Genomic DNA, 18550 nt, shown 5'->3' with positions numbered 1-18550 from the left:
AGTGGCAGCGTTTGAATACAAAGCGCTCGACGCTAAGGGTAAGCAAAAAAAAGGCATTATAGAAGCAGATACTTCTAGGCAGGCTCGTTCACAGTTAAAAGAGCAGGGGTTAATGCCGTTGAGTCTTAGTGAAACCTCAGCAAGAGCCAAGCCTAAAGAATCTTCAAGCAGTGATTCTGGCTTTAAACTAGAGCTGGGTTTTAAAACCCGGGTATCTACCGCTGATTTAGCGCTGTTGACACGCCAGCTGGCTACTTTGGTTGGCGCCGGGATGCCGATTGAAGAGTGTTTAAAGGCGGTGGCTCAGCAGGTTGAGAAAGATAAGCTTTCGAGCATGATGATGTCTGTGCGTTCGCGTGTGGTGGAGGGGTATTCCCTTGCTGAAGCTTTGGCTGACTACCCCCATGTGTTTGACCAATTGTTTGTGGCCATGGTGGCATCAGGTGAAAAATCAGGCCACTTAGAGGTGGTACTAAATCGTCTTGCTGATTATACCGAGCGACGTCAAGCGATGAAGTCCACTATCACCCAAGCTATGGTATATCCTGCAATGTTGACCATAGTTGCTGTGTCCGTGGTCGCCTTTTTGTTAGCAACCGTAGTTCCAGATGTTGTTGGCCAGTTTATGCATATGGGCCAAGACCTGCCACAAATTACTCAGGTGATGATTGCCCTTAGTGATTTTATTCTAGATTGGGGGCTGCTGTTTCTGGTGCTCATGCTGATTGCTATGGTCACGATTAACCGATTATTAATGAAGCCTGAGATTAGGCTGGCATGGGATGCTAGAAAGCTTAAATTACCGGTTATTGGTAAAGTGTCTTCAAGCTTGGAAACTTCTCGCTTCGCCCACACTCTAAGTATCTTAACGGCCAGTGCTGTGCCCTTATTGGAGGCGATGCAAATTGCTTCACAGGTTTTAGCGAATACCAAGGCTAAAGAGTTGGTTAAGGATGCTACTGCTAGAGTACGTGAGGGCACAAGTTTACGGGCGGCATTGCTTGATACCGGATTGTTCCCACCTATGATGATTTATATGGTGGCATCGGGTGAAAAGTCGGGGGAGCTGGAACAAATGCTCGGCCGTGCAGCCGATAACCAAGACAAGCAGTTTGAGGCTCAAGTGCAAATTGCATTAGGGATTTTCCAGCCAGTATTAGTGCTGATCATGGCCGGTATGGTGCTGTCTATTGTGATGGCAATTCTACTGCCAATTATCGAATTAAATAATTTAATGAATTAGTGAGAACAATATGAAAAGTCGTAAAAAAGCTAACAAACAACAGGGTTTTACCTTACTAGAAGTCATGGTAGTGCTAGTAATTATCGGTCTATTAGGGGCCATTGTGGCGCCTAACGTGCTTGGCAACAAGGAAAAGGCTGATCGCCAAAAAACGGTTACCGATATCACGACCTTAGAATCAGCGCTCAACATGTACAAGCTAGATAACAGTCGTTACCCAACCACTGAACAGGGTCTAGAAGCGCTAATCGAGAAGCCAAGTATTTCTCCAGAGCCACGCAATTATACTGAAGGTGGTTACATTATGCGTCTGCCTCAGGATCCTTGGGGTGGTGATTATTACCTGGTAAGCCCTGGTGAAAATGGCGTGATTGACATTTTTAGTGCAGGTCCAGATATGGAAGTGGGTACTGAAGACGATATTGGTAACTGGAACCTACAAGACAACTAATATGAAAGTTAAGCAGCAAGGTTTTACATTACTGGAAATATTGTTAGTGGTATTAATTATGTCACTAGCCGCAATGACGGTGAGCTTAAATTTTGCTGCAGACCAAGAACAACAGTTAGTTGATAAAGAAGCCAAAAAGCTTGCTGCTATTTTAGAATCCGCTTCTCAACAGGCGGTATTAGGCGGACTGATTTTAGGCATAGAAATGGATGACTATAGCTACCAATTAGTTGTGCGTAATCCAGATTATCAGCCTTTTGCCAAGCCTGAATCCAATTCTAGCTCCCAGGGGTTAACCTCAAAAGAACAACCTAAATGGATTGCATTTGATCACCCTTCCATGCGTGCTGAAAGTCGCTTAGCTGAAGGGGTGATTGCTCAGTTAAAGGTAGAAGGACTAGCCTTAGCCGAACAAGAGCAAGATGAGGAGTCATGGCTTGGGGAGTCGACATTTGAAGAGGCTAGCTTTAATGGGCAAAAGAAGCAGAAGAAAGTTGAACCACAAATTTTGATTTTACCCAGTGGTGAAATGAGTGCCTTTGAGTTAGTCCTGTCTTGGCAAGAAGATGACACTATTTGGCAGGCGGTCAATGTTGATGCTATGGGAAGAGTTAAAGTGGGTCGTGAGTTAGAGGACGAAAGCTGATGGCGAAGCAACAGGGCTTAACCTTGCTAGAAGTGTTAGTGGCGATGGCGGTATTTGCTACTGCGGCCAGTGCAGTAATGTCTTCTTTATCGACCCAGACACGCAACCTTCCTAAACTTGAACAGCGCACCTTCGCTAGTTGGGTAGCCAATAATCAAATGGTTGAAATTAGACTGACCGAGAAATTTCCCGCTATTGGTGAGAAACGTGGCGAAGTCGAACAGTTGGGTGAGACCTGGTATTGGCGCCAAAATGTAGTAAAAACCATGGATGACAAGTTCCGCCGTATTAATATTAGCGTGAGTCCGAATCAAAATATGAATCCTGTGGTTGTAGAACTGAGTAGTTATGTCAGCGATAACAACTAAGCAGCAGGGGTTCACCCTAATTGAGGTGATCATTGCTATTGCGATTCTGGCCATGATTGGTTTAGCTACTAATAGTGTACTGAGCACGGTAGTTAATAATAATGATAAAAGTAAGGCATTTGAAGTTCGCCTAAAAGGTTGGCAACAGGGGATGTCCGTAATTGAGCGAGACTTGGGGCAAATGGTCGCTCGTACTTTTCGGGGTGAAGAAGAACATGGTACCCAAGTATTTATGCATGGTACTGGAATGCTCGATTCAGACTCCCAGGAATTAATTTTCCACCGCTTGGGCTGGTCTAATGGTGATGGCATGTTACCTAGGGGATCTTTGCAAAGCGTCGCTTATCGGGTTAGGGAAAATAAACTTGAACGCTTACATTATATTTATCCAGAAGCAGTTACTGGGGTCGAGCCTTTTGTGACTGTGTTGCTTGAGGGTGTGCTTGAGGTTAATTATGCTTTCTTTTTAGATGGCAGTTGGCAAAATAAAACCGATATGCTTAATTTGCCCCAAGGTGTGGCCATTGAGATAGAGTTTGAAAATAATCATAAGCTGTTAAGGAAGTTTTTACTGCCTGATGCCATGTTAAGTGCTGATGTGGCCGAGCAACAATATAACGAAGCTGGGGAAGGTGAGCAAAACCCAGATGGGAATAGCGACCCAAACAATCCTAACGGTGCAGGCGGGGCTGTCAATGAATAAGCAAACAGGGGTTGCCCTGTTACTGGTGCTGATGGTGATGGCTATTTTAGCCACAGTGGCGGTAGAAATATCCGGTCGTACTCAATTAGCCCTCAAGCGCACCATGCATATGGCGAACAATGAGCAGGGATATTGGTATGCCATTTCTGCTGAAGAACTTGCTAAAAAAGTGCTTAAACAAGATTTAGATGATGCTAAAGGAAAGGTTAATTTGCAGCAATTTTGGGCCAGTGACAATATTGTTTTTCCAGTTGATGAGGCACAACTTGCAGGTAAGATTAAAGATATGCGCGCTTGCTTTAATGTCAATGCATTAGCGCAAGCCCCGAGCAATGCCGAACAACAGTTGTCTAAGCAGGCACTAGCTACAAGACAGCTTCAGAGTCTATTAGAATCTTTGCAGTTAAACGGTGCGGCAGCAGAACAGCTAAGCCATGGGATTGCGGATTTTGTGGATTCAGATTCAGAAACCGCGCCTTATGGAGCAGAAGATGCTGACTATGAAGCAAGGCCAATTCCATATCGAGCAGCGAATACCTTACTACAACATAAAAGTGAATTGAGATCGATTTTAGGTATAAATGAACGAACCTATTTTGCGATCAAGGATTTGGTGTGTGCTATCCCTGGCAACCAGTCGCAAGTGTTAAATGTGAATACCCTTGATCAAGAGCACGGGGCAATACTATCGGCAATGCTACTTGGTGCTGTGACTGTTGATGAAGCTGCGAATATTATCAGTCGCAGACCGGCTGAGGGTTGGGATAGTCTCAATGATTTTTGGCAAGACTCTGGGGTTGATAGCAATGCCTTAGAGGCCAACGTAAAGAGTACTTTGGTGATCAGCAGCGACTATTTTGAGCTGCAAGCTGGTGTCCAAATTGATGGGAATGTATTTTTGCTCAGCAGCATTTTAAAAAAGAGTAATAACAATCAAATGAAAGTGTTAAGTCGCCAATTAGGAGGGCAGCAATGAGTGAGCGTTTATATCTGCATTTACCTGCGCAGCCTAATCAAAGCTGTAACTGGATGGTTTACAACCATGCTGAGCAAGAAATTATTGCATCAGGTGAGTTGGTTAATATCCAAGAATTAAATAGGCTTAAAGGCCATGCCCTTGATAAACCTGTTGATGTATTGATACCAACACAGACGACCTCTATTTTAAGTGCTCAATTGCCTGAGAAAGGAACTCGCCAAGCGCTTAAGGCGTTACCTTTTATGCTTGAAGATGAGCTATCTGAAAGTGTTGAGCAATTACATTTTTGTGCGACTAAGGTAGTAAATAATCAAGTTGATGTTTGTGTGGTTAATCACCAGCAGATGCAACTTTGGTTGAGCTGGTTGGCTGATGCTCAAATCCAACCAAACCGCATTGTGCCAGACGCATTAGCGCTGCCAACTCCAGAAATGGGTTGCTGGAGTGTGTTAGAGATAAACGGCAAGTATCTCATTAAGACTGCTAAGTCTAAAGGTATGGTAATCGCACCTGACTGGTTTCCTATGGTCGCTCAACGAACGGTTAAAGCCGCGATTAACGATGAGCAACCGATTCCAGTAATTGAGGCGTATTCACCTCTTGAAGTGCCCATGATGTCGGTAGAGCAACAACAGCTCGATTTACCAATGTTATTACTTGCTAAAGGTGTCGACCAGGTTGATATTAATTTATTATCAGGGGTTTATGCACCTAAGAGTGACTTTAGTAATTACTTACTTCCTTGGAAAAAGGTCGCTATTGCGGCCAGTGTTTGTCTGGGGCTAGCCTTGGTTAACAAGGGCGTTAATCAATACCACTATAACCAGCAAGCACAAGCCTATAAAGAACAAGCGGAAGCTACATATAGGCAGTTGTTTCCCCAAGAGAAAAGGATAATTGGGGTAAAGAGGCAAATAGACAAAAAATTATCAGAACTCAATGGCGGTAATGGTGGTGGGCAATTCCTGTCAATGTTAGAACAGCTTAGCCAGGCGTTTTCCCAGGTTAAGCAATTAAAGCCAACAGGCATGCGCTTTGATAACAAACGTAATGAACTCAGGTTGCAAGTTAGCGCTAACAGCTTTGCTGAGGTAGAAGCATTCCAACAGTTAGCTGCTCAGAACTTTAAATTAAAGGTGGGTTCAATGAGTCAAAATGATGGTTTGGTCACCGGCACTATTACGATTACGGAGCTGTAACATGGAACAATGGTGGAAGGCGCTGAGCCAGCAGGAGCAAAAGCTGCTAATGATTGCTGCAGCAGCGTTAGCAATACTGATTTTTTATGTGGGTGTATGGCAACCTTTAACGGGTTCTGAACAGGCGGCATATAACAAGATGCAGCAGCAACAAAGAACCTTACTGCATGTCCAACAAGTTGGTAATAAAATAGCCTCCCTTCAAGCAGCTGGTGGAAGTAAAAATCAAGCCGGCACAGGCTCTATTAATAGTATTGTTAATAGTACTGCTAAAAATTTTGGTATTGGTATCGCTAGAATGCAGCCACAGCAACAGCAGCTGCAGTTATGGCTTGATGATGTTGCCTTTGATGATTTATTAAATTGGTTACAAGAACTCACATCCAATTATGGCATTACCATAGAAAGTATTGATTTTAGTAATACTGATGCAGCGGGAATGGTTAAAGTCAGACGTTTGCAAATATCAAAAGGGGCTTAATTAATGTCTAAAGTAAAATGGATAGTGTTAGCCATTGTGGTTTACTTGGTGTTTTTATTGGCGAGCTTTCCAGCGCAATTTATTACTAATAATCTTAAGCTTAAGAATATCAGCTTTAACGGGGTTACCGGCACGCTCTGGTCTGGAGCATCTTCTTCTATTGCGATTGATAATATTTCGATTGAGCAGGTGAGTTGGACCCTAAATCCATGGTCATTATTGACCGGTGAATTAGCCGCAGAAATGAAATTTGGGAAATTCAACTCAAAATTAAAAGGTCAACTAAAGATGGCCTATGGATTGAATGGAGCTAAATTGCAAGATCTGCAGTTTGAGGCCCCATTGGCGCAACTGGTTGCCGGAAAAAAACTATTACTCAATAGCAAGCTAAGTGGCGCGTTGTCGGTTGATATAGCAGAATTTAGTCAGGGGCAGCCATGGTGCATGCAGTTAGCGGGTGATATTAAAGTACAACAGTTACAGGTGAATAATGGTTTCGGCCAGTTTCCACTAGGTAATGTGCAAGCTGTATTATCATGTAAACAAGGCAATGTTAATTTGGCTATTGCAGAAAACCACAATCAATTAGGTTTGCAAGCTCAGCTACAAGTAACGGATAAACAATATAAAGTGGTCGGTAGTATCGGTGTCACCAGCGAACAGCCCGAGAAATTACGTCAAGGTTTAACTATGTTAGGTAAGCCTGATGTCAATGGTCGCTATCAAATTGATTATCAAGGAAAGCTTCCCATATAAACGATTAAGGCCTCATAAGAGGCCTTAATATTCGGGGATAAGGTTCGCTTAGAACTGAAATTGCAAGCCCATCGCTAAGCCTGAACGCTCAGTGTTGAATGGATAGTGATAGTAACTGTGATGATATTTTGTTTCTAAATAATGGTAGCCCACACGCATCACAATACCACGAGACAACGAGGCTTTAATGCCAGCTTGAGCCATATAGCCAAAGCCATGTTGATGATCATAAGCACTTTTACCTCTGACATTTCTGGTTACGCTAGCCAGACCGAACTTTAAATAAGTTGCTACATTTGCATTCAGTGGAAATGACATTACCGGAGCAAAACTCAGTACTTTGGTATCACCCCACAAGCCACTGCCGTTTAAATCAAAAGAATGATAGCCAGCTTCTAAGGCGACAGACTCATTGAGATTTAAACCGCCATAAAGCCCAGTACTGTGATTACTGTCATAGATACCATTGATATGGCTGCGCTGTTCATTCAGTTCAACACCGGCATACAAACCTTCGTGAAAAATTGAGGCTTGTGAATGGAACGGCAGCATAGCCACCAAGGCTGCAAAAATCACTTTGTTCATAATGTTTCCCATAAGAATTTTTAGCAGACAATAGCGTATTTTGCTTGCGCTAAACTGAATATAAAAAAAAAGCACCCCAAATGGAGTGCTTTGTAAATAAATGTTTTTAAATCAGTTATTTCTTGGCTGTAGCTTGTTTCATGGCAGTAAAGAATTCATCATTGGTTTTAGTCATAGCCAATTTATCAATTAGGAATTCCATACCTTCAATTTCCTGCATTGGGTGGATGATTTTACGCAAAATCCACATCTTTTGCAGTTCATCGGCCTTAGCTAGCAGTTCTTCACGACGAGTTCCTGATTTATTAAAGTAAATAGCAGGGAATACACGTTTCTCAGCAATCTTACGAGACAGGTGCAGTTCCATGTTACCAGTACCTTTAAATTCTTCGTAAATCACTTCATCCATCTTAGAGCCAGTGTCTACTAGCGCGGTAGCAATAATGGTTAAGCTGCCACCTTCTTCAACATTACGGGCTGCACCGAAGAAACGCTTAGGACGATGTAAAGCGTTAGCATCGACACCACCCGTTAGTACCTTACCGCTTGAAGGAATTACCGTGTTGTAGGCACGCGCTAGACGAGTAATAGAGTCAAGTAGAATAACTACGTCTTTCTTGTGCTCTACTAAGCGCTTAGCTTTTTCAATCACCATTTCAGCTACTTGTACGTGACGTGAAGCCGGCTCATCAAAGGTTGAAGCGACTACTTCGCCTTTAACTAGGCGAGTCATTTCGGTTACTTCCTCTGGACGCTCATCAATAAGTAGTACCATTAACTCACATTCTGGATGGTTGTAGGCAATAGATTGAGCGATATTTTGTAGTAGTAGGGTTTTACCCGCTTTAGGTGGCGCGACAATGAGACCACGTTGACCTTTACCGATTGGGCTTGCTAAGTCTAAAACACGAGCCGTAATATCTTCAGTCGAGCCATTGCCTCGTTCCATGCGTAAACGCTCATTGGCATGCAGGGGGGTAAGGTTTTCGAAAAGGATTTTATTGCGAGAGTTTTCTGGGCGGTCGTAGTTAACTTCGTTAACTTTTAATAGGGCAAAATAGCGTTCCCCATCTTTGGGCGGGCGAATTTTACCCGAGATGGTATCCCCCGTTCTTAGTGTAAAACGACGGATCTGTGAAGGAGAAACGTATATATCATCAGGGCCAGCTAAGAATGATGCATCTGCACTTCGTAAGAAACCAAAGCCATCTTGTAAGATTTCTAATACGCCGCCACCAAAAATGTCTTCACCGCTTTTAGCGTGATTTTTTAAGATAGCAAAAATAATGTCTTGTTTACGAGCTCTGGCATGGGTGTCTAAACCCATAGATTCAGAAATGTTTACTAGTTCGGCTACGGATTTTTTCTTAAGTTCAGTTAGATTCATTATAGAGAAGTCTTGTTTGTGATTGGGTGGTCAGTCACCACAGTTATTATCCTACAGGGTTTGTGAAACATGCTGGATAGTTGAGAAGGTTTGTGAAATGAAACACTGGTTAATAAATTAGCACCAACTGCGGAAATCGTCCAGTGCTTTACAAAAGAAATTGCACCTTTAGCGGCTAAAGGTGCAAAAAATTCAAAATAGAAACTTAAATTTAAAGGTTTTCATCGATCAGCTTTTGCAGATCGGTTTTAGAGGCGGCACCTACTTGAGTCGCTATTTTTTCACCGTTTTTAAGAAGCACTAGTGTCGGAATACCACGGACACCAAATTTCGCTGGCGCTTCTCTGTTATCATCAACATCAACTTTAGCTACCACAACTTTGCCTTGGTTGTCTGCTGCGATTTCATCAAGAATTGGTGCAATCATTTTACAAGGACCACACCATTGAGCCCAAAAATCAACCAGTACAGGAAGTTCACTGCTGTTTACGGTTTCTTCAAAGTTTGCATCGTTAAGGTGTAGGATTAAATCGCTCATTATTGGCTCCAAAGTTTATTTATATTGTGAATATGGAGATTTATTGCTAATAATTCAAGGCATAAAGATATAAATTGCCTATAAGCAAGTATTGTTAGTAGCGCAGTTTTTTCTTAACCATATGATATCTATATGTTTTGAGTAATCTTGTGCGGTTAATGTTTAACAAGTAAGTTAGTGTTTCTTCTTTATACTGGAACTGGTATTCTATGCGCCATGAGTAGCACACATTTATCAACGCAGAAATTTTCCGAACTTGGCTTACATGAAAAAGTAGCTGAGGCTTTGGCGACTTCGGGATTTGAGTTCTGCACCCCGATCCAAGCTGGCACCTTACCCCTAGCAATTGATGGCAAAGATATTGCCGGTCAAGCGCAAACGGGTACCGGTAAAACCTTGGCTTTCCTAGTTTCGACTTTTAATCATCTAATGAATACTGCAGCAGTAGAAGGTCGTACTCAAAACCAACCAAGAGCCATAATTTTGGCGCCAACTCGTGAACTAGCCATTCAAATCCATAAGGATGGTAAAGACCTTAGCCGCATTACAGGTCTTAAGATGGGCATTGTTTATGGTGGTGAAGGTTATGAAGTTCAACGTGAAGTGTTAGACCAAGGTGTAGATATCCTCATTGGTACAACAGGTCGCATGATTGACTTCTATAAGCAAGGTGCGTTTAAGCTTGATGGTGTGCAAGTAATGGTACTTGATGAAGCTGATCGCATGTTTGATTTAGGCTTTATTAAAGATATTCGTTATTTATTCAGACGTATGCCTGCTCCACAGCAACGACTAAACTTGTTGTTTTCGGCAACACTGTCGATGAAAGTGCAAGAGTTAGCTTATGAGCATATGCAAGATCCTGTGCATATTCAGGTTGAACCTGAGCGCAAGACAGGGCAGCGAATTCAAGAAGAGCTATTCTATCCTTCGATGCAAGACAAAATGGCATTGCTGTGTACCTTGATTGAAGAAGAATGGCCAGATAAGGCGATTATTTTCTCTAATACCAAGTATGGTTGTGAGAAAGTTTGGGGTCAACTTGATGCCGATGGCCATCGTGTAGGTCTGCTGACTGGTGATGTGCCACAGAAGAAACGTCTCAAGATTTTAGAGCAATTCACTTCTGGTCAAATCGATCTGTTAGTCGCGACAGATGTTGCTGCCCGTGGTCTACATATTTCAGATGTGACCCATGTATTTAACTACGATCTACCAGATGACTGTGAAGATTACGTTCACCGAATTGGCCGTACTGGCCGAGCAGGGGCGACGGGACATTCAATCAGCTTTGCCTGTGAAGAATACGCATTAAACTTACCAGACATTGAAACTTACATTGAACATGCCATTCCTGTAAGTAACTATGATGCTGATGCTTTAATCTCAGACCTGCCTGCACCTACACGTTTATACCGTAAACCACAGCCGGCAAGTCGAGCTCGTGGCGGTAATCGTAGTAATTCAGCAAACAAACCACGTCAAAGGCAGCATAAATCTTAATGACCCAGCCGTGCTTTGCCGTTATCACCTTGGGCTCTAACTCGTTTAATATGTTAGTGGCCCAAGAGATTGATGGCCGGATCGAACAAATCGCTAAATACAAACAAAAAGTTCGCTTGGCTGAAGGCATTAGTGCAGATTTAAGCTTAAGCGACGTTGTTGCTAAGCGTGGTTTAGATTGCTTAGCATGGTTTAATTCGAAGCTGATTGAGCATGGTATACCTGCCGAGCGTACCCGTGTGTTAGCGACTGCGACCTTACGCCAAATTAGCAATAAAGATGATTTTTGTAAGTTGGCGCTTACTTACCTCCCTGTTCCTGTTGTTATTATTAGTGGCGAGCAAGAAGCCGAGTTTATTTTTTTAGGAAGCGGAATCACGGATAGTGCGGATCATGCCGTGCTCGATATTGGTGGTGCTTCGACTGAAATTATTATTGGCAATAATCATCAGATTAAACACCTAGTTAGTTTAGATTTTGGATCGGTGCAAATTAATCGCAGCTATCAAGCTGATTTTAAAATAATAACCGAGCAAGCATATCAAACTGTAAAACAACAAATTTCCCTGCATATCAATCAACAGGCGCCTTGGCTTAAACAGCACCTTGGCTTAGTTTGTGTGGGTCGTTCAGGGGCCATACAATCAGTGATCGAAGTTATGCAAGCTCAAAACTTGGGAAATAAGATCACTGATGACATTTTGAAAAGATTAAATAGCCAAGTCATTGGTCAAAACTGGATGACCCCAGAAGTAGAAGGTTTATCGCTAGAACGACAACCTACTTATTGTGCGGCCTTGATGCAGCTAACCGCGCTAATCGAACTTCTGAAGTTTGAACATATTGCGCTTTCTAAAGGTGCGCTGCGTGAAGGCTTACTGGCTAATTGGCAGCGCATTTAAACTTCGATCAAAGCGCTTGCTTGATAATATTAAATAAATCTTGCTCAAGGCTGTCTTGAGCTTTTTCTACTATCCTACCGACTTCCTGATTATTAAGCATTACTATCGTTGTTGGAATCCGTTCAAATTGATAGTCAGCAAGGGCATCGTTCGGGGCTTTTTTAGCTCGGTCTACGCCAATAAATTCAAGCTTAATATTGGCATTAGCTGCCCGCTGTAACACTGCAATCAGTGCTGGTGTGTCTCGGATGCAATCTGGGCACCAAAGGCCAGTAATTTGCACAATTTTAATTTCATCAGTAATTTTAGATAATTGGCTAATTGCCTCGTTATCGGCTTGATATTGCTTTGCCTTTTGGGCTAAGTCTTCACGGGTTAATAATTGTTCTGGGGTAAGTTTGCCTAGCATAATGACAATTTCCTAAAATTGAGATGTCTCTATTGTAATGCAATACAGTTGTCATATGTGACTGCTAACATGACCTGTTCCATAAAAATTATAAAGAGTGACTATGTTTGAAGTATTTAAACGCTTTTTCTTATTAGGCTGGGTAAGCTTTGGTGGCCCAGCTGCTCATATTGGCTATTTTCACAAAGAGTTCGTTGAAAAACGTCAGTGGCTAAGTCAGCAAGATTATGCCCAGATGGTGGCTTTGAGTCAGTTTTTGCCTGGGCCAGGTTCGTCACAGGTGGGGTTTGCTTTAGGTTATCAGCGAGCCGGTATTCTTGGTGGCCTAGCTGCCTTTTTAGGGTTTACCATTCCTTCTGTCATTATCATGCTGGTGTTTGCCACGCTAAACCAATCATTGCTAAGCAATGAATGGTTTATGGCAATTATTCATGGCTTAAAGCTATTGGCTGTAGTGGTAGTCAGTGATGCCATTATTGGTATGTGGAGCAGCTTCTGTAAGCAAAAACGCACTAAGTTTATTGCCTTAGCTATGGCGGTGCTGATGTTGCTGTTACCTGGACTATCGACGCAAATGCTTGGCTTGTTAGCGGCGGCGGTGATCGGTTCGCTATGGTTGGGTAAAGACAAAGAAGGTCATAGTAAAGCTAAAACCATCATGCCAAACTGGCTGGCGTTAAGCGTATTTGCGGGTCTTTTTGTGGCGATGCCATTTATGGTCAGTCAAGGCTCTGTTGCGGGCTTGTTTAATGACTTTTATCAGGCGGGGGCATTAGTATTTGGTGGCGGCCATGTGGTGTTACCGCTATTGCAAAATATCGTCGGCGAGCAGTTATCTAGTGATGCTTTCTTAGCGGGTTATGGGGCTGCCCAAGGGGTGCCTGGGCCTATGTTCACCCTCGCTACCTTTTTAGGTTTTGAGGCCAATCCCGATATGCCAATCATCGCCGCATTAGTGGCGACATTGGCGATATTTCTGCCTGGACTGTTGTTAGTGGTGGCTTTCTTTAACAGCTGGCAATCGCTGGCGAACAATCCAGTATTCGCAGGTGCCGCTGCAGCTATTAATGCGGCAGTAGTGGGGCTATTAATTGCTGCGCTATATCAACCCATTTTTACCTCTTCGGTCGTTTCAGACGTTGACGCTGCCATAGTGGTTTTGGGCTTTGGTCTATTGCGTATTGCTAAGCTGCCTATTCTGGCATTAATTGGCTATTTTGTACTGGCGACTCAGGCTGCGCATTGGTTGTTGTAGTCTTTGAAGGGGCAGATTACTTAGGCTGACACTTACCCACCTCAAATTTATAACCGTATGGCTGCTGTTTATCAGGGGTGATAAACAGCATTTCAAATTCATTAATTGAGATCAGGTGCTGCTTAGGCTCTAGCTCACAGTGACTGTGTGCATAGCTTTCAAAATAATAAACAAAGTGCGCCACCATTTGAGTTAATCCTTTAGGGATCCCTGTATTCATGTTTTGCATTTCCTTCAACTGCTCTGATGATGGCGCTTCATTTAAAACAACAACTTGTTGCTGATTAAGCTCTTTTGCAAGTACAGATTGCTTTTGCTCAATACCCTCAACTATCTTTTCTATCTGCTCCTTATTTTTTTCACTTTCTTCCGCGGTGGTGTAAAGGTCTTGCACTATGTTAAATAAGGAAATCATGGCAACCGGGATCAGAATAAGTCGAGCCAACATACTGCGAATCCGGTAGTGCTTATCTAGAAAGAGTGCATCTTCTTGAATCGGGGCCAAGTGCAGGATCGGACTAAACAGCATCATAATAATAAGCACGATAAGTAGTATTAGCATGCAGGCTATCGAGAAAGCGGTAAACCAAAATGGGGCTAATACCATGACCGTAAAGGTCAGGCTATAGGTTAGTGCAGTTGGTTCAACGCCAGTGGTAATGTTAATTAACTGAGCTGATAGAGCAAGGGTGAGGTTGGTACCAAAAATGTAGCCAAAAATAAGTAGACCGCGCCCTATAGTGGTATCCCATACCTTCCGGAAAATTATTTGTAATTCATAAATGAGACCAATACAGGCGAGGGTGCTAAAAACAAAAGTAAGGTTGATAGTTACAGTGACAGGAAACAGTAAAATAGGGATGACAAATGCCAGTAAATAGCATTTTTGGCTGAAATTTAATTTATGCCATATCGTCTTAGGTTTGCTGGCTAAGCTTTCAAAAAGGCCTCTAGAATTATTGGCAATGGTACTAAAGATGCTTTTTATATTGTCTTTAAAGGTACCTATCTTTAACACTTCCCTGTGCATTGAATTCCCTTACAAATTATCTAGATGGGCACCAAAGTCATTAGCATTCATAAAACCGGTAACAGTTTGTTGCTGTAGGTAGTTACCTTGCTCATCAAAAAAGATAATGCTTGGCAGCCCTAAAATATTAAAGTGTTCCAGTAGCTCAATATCAGTTTCATCATTGGCGGTGACATCGGCTTGCAGTAATAGCATATTGTCAAACCTTGCCTGTACTTCAGGGGCATTAAAGGTTTGGTGTTCAAAGTCTTTACAGGCGACACACCAATCTGCATAAAAATCGAGCATTACTACTTTGCCAGAATTTTGAACTTTAGCAAGTTGCGCTTTCACATCGGCTAGGCTTTTAACCTGTATAAATTGGCTATGGGCAACAACTTGTTGGCTGCTGGTAGCAAAATACTTATTGTTAATGGCTAGCGCACCGATAACGACTAAGGTAAATAGCAGTACTTCCCTGGTGCTTTTATGCCAACTGGCTTGGGTGTTCTTATTGTGGTGATACCAAAAGGCAATGGCACCAATACCCAGTAGTGCCCACAGTACGTCGGTCCAGATGCCCACATACATTCTCTCAATAAAGAGGATGGCCACCGCCAGTAATAACAAGCCGAAGCTGCCCTTAACAATATCCATCCAAGCACCGGCCCTTGGCAGTAATTTGCCACCGCTGGCACCAAATAACAGTAAAGGCACACCCATACCTAGGCTGAGTAAGTAAAGCGCAAAGAAGCCCAATAGCATATCGCCAGTTTGCGCCACATAAAGTAGCGCACCTGAGAGTGGTGCCGTAGTACATGGCGATGCAATCAGGCCTGATAGCACTCCCATTAGGAATACGCCGGTAAACTTGCCTCCCTTTTGGTTTTGGGAAATGCCATCGATTTTTTGTTGCCATTTGGCGGGTAGGGTGAGCTCATAAACTCCGAACATGGATAAACTCAGCACCACAAACAGCAGTGCTAATGAAATCAGTAAGACTGGATGCTGCAGTGCAGCTTGGTATTGAAGCCCTGCGGAAGCGACAACAAGGCCTAATAGTGAATAGGTGATTGCCATACCCTGCACATAGGTAAACGATAGCAATAAACCTTTTTTAATCGATAGTTTGCCCCCTTGGCCGCCAATAATGCTGGCCAGAATGGGGTACATTGGGAATACACAAGGGGTGAAGGCTAGGCCTAGGCCTAGGGCAAAAAAGATGGCCAATACCCATACTGTACTTTCACTTAACAGCAGATCTGCCAGACTTGAGCTGGTTGCTGTGGTAACTTGGGTGCCTGCAACGCGACTTACAGTCTGTTTATCAGCGAGTTCTTGGGTAGAATAAGTAAGTTCATTAGTCGTGACTTGGGCGACTACTTTGGTCGGAGGGTAGCATAAGCGCCCCTCAGCGCAGCCCATAAAGGTAATTTCAACTTGGCCCTGATCGTTAACGTTGGCTAAATCAATCGAAAATTCAACGCCCTTATAAAATACCGCCTGCTCGCCAAAAAACTCGTCAAAGTGGGATTCGCCTGCAGGTAAATCTATCTTACCTAACTCGGCATTTACGCCCTTAAACTCGAGCTTGTCGCGGTACAGGTAATAGCCTTCTTGAATCTCGAAGCGTACTAATACTTGATTACCCAGTTGTATCGAATCAAACACAAAGGCACGGTCGACCGGCAGCAGTTCGGCTTGGTTACCAAAGAGGTTAAATTTTTTAGAATCAAATAGGCTATCAGCCGTGACAGGATTTATCAGGCCAATTAAGGCAACTAAAGCAATTACTAAGCGTTTCATAAAGGGCAATTATCGTTTATCCATTTTAGGTAATCCGCCAAACCGTTATTAAGCGGAACTTGTATGATCTCAGGAACATCATACGGGTGCAAGCTCAGGATGGTTTTTTCTATGGCACCAAAGTGCCCATTAAGTGTTTTACATTGCAATTGGACCTCACTGTCTTGGCAAAGTTGCCCTTTCCAGACATACATTGAAATCATTTGAGGCAGTATTTGGGCACAAGCGACCAGTTGTTTTTCAAGTAGTGTTGAGGCGATAGCTTTGGCGCTATCTACATCAGGGCAACTACAGATTATCATAGAGTGTTCATTCATAGGGGGCTTTTATCTGTGGAAATTGTGTATAACTTAGTGGATTTTTGTGACTACCTGCAAGTTTAGTTAGCGCTTCAAGATGGCTACACCTTGAAACTTTTTGTATTACCCCCCATCTAAGTAGGGCAATTTACTTTTAGGAGCCCTTATGCGCTTATTGTTGTTTTTGTTATTTGTGATTATGCCTATTCTTGAGATCAGCGTGCTGCTGCAAGTGGGCGAAGCGCTTGGTGGTCTAAACACCATTTTATTAATCATTTTGACGGCGCTATTAGGGGCAAACCTAGTTCGCAATGAAGGCCTGAAAACCTTTATGAAGGTTCGATCACAATTGCAGGCCGGTACTGCTCCTGCTCAAGAACTGGTTGAGGCGGTAATGTTAGCAGTGGCTGGAGTGTTGTTGGTGACGCCTGGATTTATCACAGACTTTATTGGCTTGGTAATGCTTACGCCGCTAACTCGCAAACCCATTGCTTGGTATTTTCTTTCTAAGATAAATATCACAATGAGTAATAGCTTTAGTACTCATGGCAGTTTTCATAGCCACGGCCAGTTTGGTCAAAACCCTTTCGAACAGCAATCCAAAAAAGATGGTGATGTAATAGAAGGCGAATACAGTCGCAAAGATGACGATAATAATCGACCTAACCTTCACTAATATTTCTGGCCAATAGGTAGCAGGCAATACCCATTGCCAAGTTGCCTATTGGTAAAGCGAGCATTAAGCCCTTCGCCCCCAACCAGATACTGGCTAACCAAGCTAGTGGCAGCATCACCGCAAATAAACGACAAACATTAATGACTAGGCCTGCAATTGGGCGGTGATAGGCATTTAAGGCATTAGCAACCAAAATCACGATACCTAATGGTCCGTAAGCCAGTGGCAGCCATTTCAGGTAGAAACTTAAATACTCAATAACTAAAGCATCATTACTGAATACTTTAGCGATGGTTTCTGCCCATATATGCACGGGCAAAAAAATAATCATTTGCAATAGCAGCACAAAATGAATGCTGCCCAGCAATGCCTGTTTAGCCCGTTCATTGTGGCCAGCTCCTAGATTTTGTGCCAAAAATGGCATTAAAGAAGAGCTTAATGCGGTAATTCCTATCAATAACAAGGATTCAATTCGGATTCCGGCACCGAAAGCGGCAACGGCCTGAGAATTAAAACCGGCCAAAATACTTAAAAAAATGGCATTAACAATAGGGTTTAACGTGGAAGTGAACGCTGCAGGACGGGCGACATGTCCTAGTGCTTGCCAATTGGCTAGTGTTTGCTTGACGTTGTTTAAGGAGCTAAAGAGCAGTTTTTTATTTTTTAAAATTAAGCCTGCTAACAAGGTGGTTAACAGCCAGGCAATCATGCTGGCAATGGCTGCCCCCGCTATTTCTAATCGTGGCAAAGGCCCAATACCGAAGATAAGTAAGGGATCTAATATGGCATTTAAGGCTCCAGCTATTGCCATGATAATCGCCGCTAAATGAGCATCACCAAGCGCTCTTAAAGCTTGGTTTGATACCATCATTAATGCGAGTAAAGGAGCGCCAATGCACCAATACTGCATGTATTGCTCAATTAAAGCGATAGTGCTTGGTTGGGCACCAAGTACACTAAAAACAGCTTCTAATCCCCAATAGGCAAGTAAGCTAATTAAACCGATGAGTAATAACGTTAAGAGTAAAGCATCCTGTAAATAGCGCTTGGCTTCCACAACTTGTTTTTTTCCTAGCAATCTGGAAAAGCCAACAGAAACCCCTGCTCCTATACCTATGGCTATCGCGCTTATCATAAGAGTTACAGGGGAGGTAAAGCCAATGGCGGTAAGGGCTTCAGAACCGAGTTGACTAATGAAGAAAACATCCACCAAGCCGAAAGTCATAATGGTAAGAATACCAATGACATTAGGTAGAGACATCCGCACCAACAAGGGCAGAGTTGGCTCTGTGGTTAATCGGTGGCTGGTTGGCATAGTACTTCCGAAAAGGTTTAAAACTTGATTATGGTAAACT

The 18550-nt window shown here is 43.0% G+C and carries 21 protein-coding genes; 13 read left to right on the top strand and 8 right to left on the bottom strand.

The genetic code is table 11. The annotated features are described in order from the left end of the window. The first annotated feature begins 1 nt into the window (after position 1). Genes gspF through GFB48_RS05330 form a run of 9 tightly spaced genes read left to right on the top strand, consistent with a single transcriptional unit; the run spans position 2 to position 6826 of the window. On the top strand, positions 2-1243 hold the full coding sequence (gene gspF / locus GFB48_RS05370; protein ID WP_163932258.1) for a type II secretion system inner membrane protein GspF: 1242 nt from the start codon (positions 2-4) through the stop codon (positions 1241-1243). A 10-nt stretch (positions 1244-1253) separates the two neighbouring features. Next, complete coding sequence (gene gspG / locus GFB48_RS05365; RefSeq protein ID WP_163932255.1) at positions 1254-1694, top strand: type II secretion system major pseudopilin GspG; 441 nt, start codon at positions 1254-1256, stop codon at positions 1692-1694. 1 nt (position 1695) lies between these two features. Continuing rightward, on the top strand, positions 1696-2340 hold the full coding sequence (gene gspH / locus GFB48_RS05360) for a type II secretion system minor pseudopilin GspH (RefSeq protein ID WP_163932252.1): 645 nt from the start codon (positions 1696-1698) through the stop codon (positions 2338-2340). Then, complete coding sequence (gene gspI / locus GFB48_RS05355) at positions 2340-2708, top strand: type II secretion system minor pseudopilin GspI (RefSeq protein WP_163932249.1); 369 nt, start codon at positions 2340-2342, stop codon at positions 2706-2708. Before gspH ends, gspI begins: the two co-directional genes overlap by 1 nt. After that, positions 2689-3411 carry a type II secretion system minor pseudopilin GspJ gene (gene gspJ / locus GFB48_RS05350; RefSeq protein ID WP_163932246.1) on the top strand — a complete coding sequence of 241 codons (723 nt, stop codon included), beginning with the start codon at positions 2689-2691 and terminating at the stop codon, positions 3409-3411. Before gspI ends, gspJ begins: the two co-directional genes overlap by 20 nt. Beyond that, on the top strand, positions 3404-4387 hold the full coding sequence (gene gspK, locus GFB48_RS05345; protein ID WP_163932243.1) for a type II secretion system minor pseudopilin GspK: 984 nt from the start codon (positions 3404-3406) through the stop codon (positions 4385-4387). The genes gspJ and gspK overlap by 8 nt, the downstream gene beginning before the upstream one ends. After that, on the top strand, positions 4384-5589 hold the full coding sequence (gene gspL, locus GFB48_RS05340) for a type II secretion system protein GspL (RefSeq protein ID WP_163932239.1): 1206 nt from the start codon (positions 4384-4386) through the stop codon (positions 5587-5589). Before gspK ends, gspL begins: the two co-directional genes overlap by 4 nt. 1 nt (position 5590) lies before the next feature. Next, positions 5591-6070 (top strand): type II secretion system protein GspM, encoded by a 480-nt coding sequence (gspM, locus tag GFB48_RS05335; protein WP_163932236.1) that lies wholly within the window; start codon positions 5591-5593, stop codon positions 6068-6070. Positions 6071-6073: 3 nt separating this feature from the next. Beyond that, positions 6074-6826 carry a type II secretion system protein N gene (locus tag GFB48_RS05330; RefSeq protein ID WP_163932234.1) on the top strand — a complete coding sequence of 251 codons (753 nt, stop codon included), beginning with the start codon at positions 6074-6076 and terminating at the stop codon, positions 6824-6826. Between the two features lie 48 nt (positions 6827-6874). On the opposite strand, the gene GFB48_RS05325 is transcribed toward GFB48_RS05330, so the two are convergent. The 3 genes from GFB48_RS05325 to trxA form a co-directional block, all read right to left on the bottom strand. Continuing rightward, complete coding sequence (locus tag GFB48_RS05325; RefSeq protein WP_163932232.1) at positions 6875-7411, bottom strand: outer membrane beta-barrel protein; 537 nt, start codon at positions 7409-7411, stop codon at positions 6875-6877. 115 nt (positions 7412-7526) lie between these two features. Beyond that, positions 7527-8798, bottom strand: coding sequence for a transcription termination factor Rho (rho, locus tag GFB48_RS05320; RefSeq protein WP_163932229.1), 1272 nt, complete (start codon positions 8796-8798; stop codon positions 7527-7529). 211 nt (positions 8799-9009) lie between these two features. Next, positions 9010-9336, bottom strand: a complete 327-nt coding sequence (trxA, locus tag GFB48_RS05315; RefSeq protein WP_163932226.1) for a thioredoxin TrxA — start codon at positions 9334-9336, stop codon at positions 9010-9012. 216 nt (positions 9337-9552) lie between these two features. On the opposite strand from trxA, the gene rhlB reads away from it, so the two are divergent. Together rhlB and GFB48_RS05305 are read left to right on the top strand one after the other, a co-directional pair. Then, the gene (gene rhlB / locus GFB48_RS05310) at positions 9553-10839 is read left to right on the top strand and encodes an ATP-dependent RNA helicase RhlB (protein WP_163932224.1); all 1287 of its coding nucleotides are present in this window, start codon (positions 9553-9555) and stop codon (positions 10837-10839) included. Next, entirely contained in the window at positions 10839-11741 is a 903-nt protein-coding gene (locus GFB48_RS05305) for an exopolyphosphatase (protein WP_163932221.1), read from the top strand. Before rhlB ends, GFB48_RS05305 begins: the two co-directional genes overlap by 1 nt. A gap of 7 nt (positions 11742-11748) precedes the next feature. Here GFB48_RS05305 and GFB48_RS05300 read toward each other — a convergent pair whose 3' ends face one another. Beyond that, positions 11749-12150 (bottom strand): thioredoxin family protein, encoded by a 402-nt coding sequence (locus tag GFB48_RS05300; protein ID WP_163932218.1) that lies wholly within the window; start codon positions 12148-12150, stop codon positions 11749-11751. Between the two features lie 103 nt (positions 12151-12253). Here GFB48_RS05300 and chrA point away from each other — a divergent pair, with 103 nt between their 5' ends. Next, positions 12254-13405: a chromate efflux transporter gene (gene chrA / locus GFB48_RS05295; protein WP_163932215.1), complete on the top strand. Its 1152-nt coding sequence runs from the start codon at positions 12254-12256 to the stop codon at positions 13403-13405. Positions 13406-13421: 16 nt separating this feature from the next. On the opposite strand, the gene GFB48_RS05290 is transcribed toward chrA, so the two are convergent. Genes GFB48_RS05290 through cutA form a run of 3 tightly spaced genes read right to left on the bottom strand, consistent with a single transcriptional unit; the run spans position 13422 to position 16522 of the window. Beyond that, positions 13422-14435, bottom strand: coding sequence for a hypothetical protein (locus GFB48_RS05290; RefSeq protein ID WP_163932212.1), 1014 nt, complete (start codon positions 14433-14435; stop codon positions 13422-13424). A gap of 9 nt (positions 14436-14444) precedes the next feature. Beyond that, positions 14445-16220: a protein-disulfide reductase DsbD gene (locus GFB48_RS05285; protein ID WP_163932209.1), complete on the bottom strand. Its 1776-nt coding sequence runs from the start codon at positions 16218-16220 to the stop codon at positions 14445-14447. Continuing rightward, positions 16217-16522, bottom strand: coding sequence for a divalent-cation tolerance protein CutA (cutA, locus tag GFB48_RS05280; RefSeq protein ID WP_163932207.1), 306 nt, complete (start codon positions 16520-16522; stop codon positions 16217-16219). Before cutA ends, GFB48_RS05285 begins: the two co-directional genes overlap by 4 nt. Positions 16523-16685: 163 nt before the next feature. Here cutA and GFB48_RS05275 point away from each other — a divergent pair, with 163 nt between their 5' ends. Beyond that, entirely contained in the window at positions 16686-17195 is a 510-nt protein-coding gene (locus GFB48_RS05275; RefSeq protein ID WP_163932204.1) for an FxsA family protein, read from the top strand. On the opposite strand, the gene GFB48_RS05270 is transcribed toward GFB48_RS05275, so the two are convergent. Next, on the bottom strand, positions 17182-18510 hold the full coding sequence (locus GFB48_RS05270; RefSeq protein WP_163932201.1) for an MATE family efflux transporter: 1329 nt from the start codon (positions 18508-18510) through the stop codon (positions 17182-17184). The genes GFB48_RS05275 and GFB48_RS05270 overlap by 14 nt on opposite strands. Positions 18511-18550 lie beyond the last annotated feature (40 nt).

Origin of the sequence: Paraferrimonas sp. SM1919, assembly GCF_010993985.1 — a bacterium.
Lineage (GTDB): Bacteria > Pseudomonadota > Gammaproteobacteria > Enterobacterales > Shewanellaceae > SM1919.
This window is presented reverse-complemented; position numbering and strand designations above follow the sequence as displayed.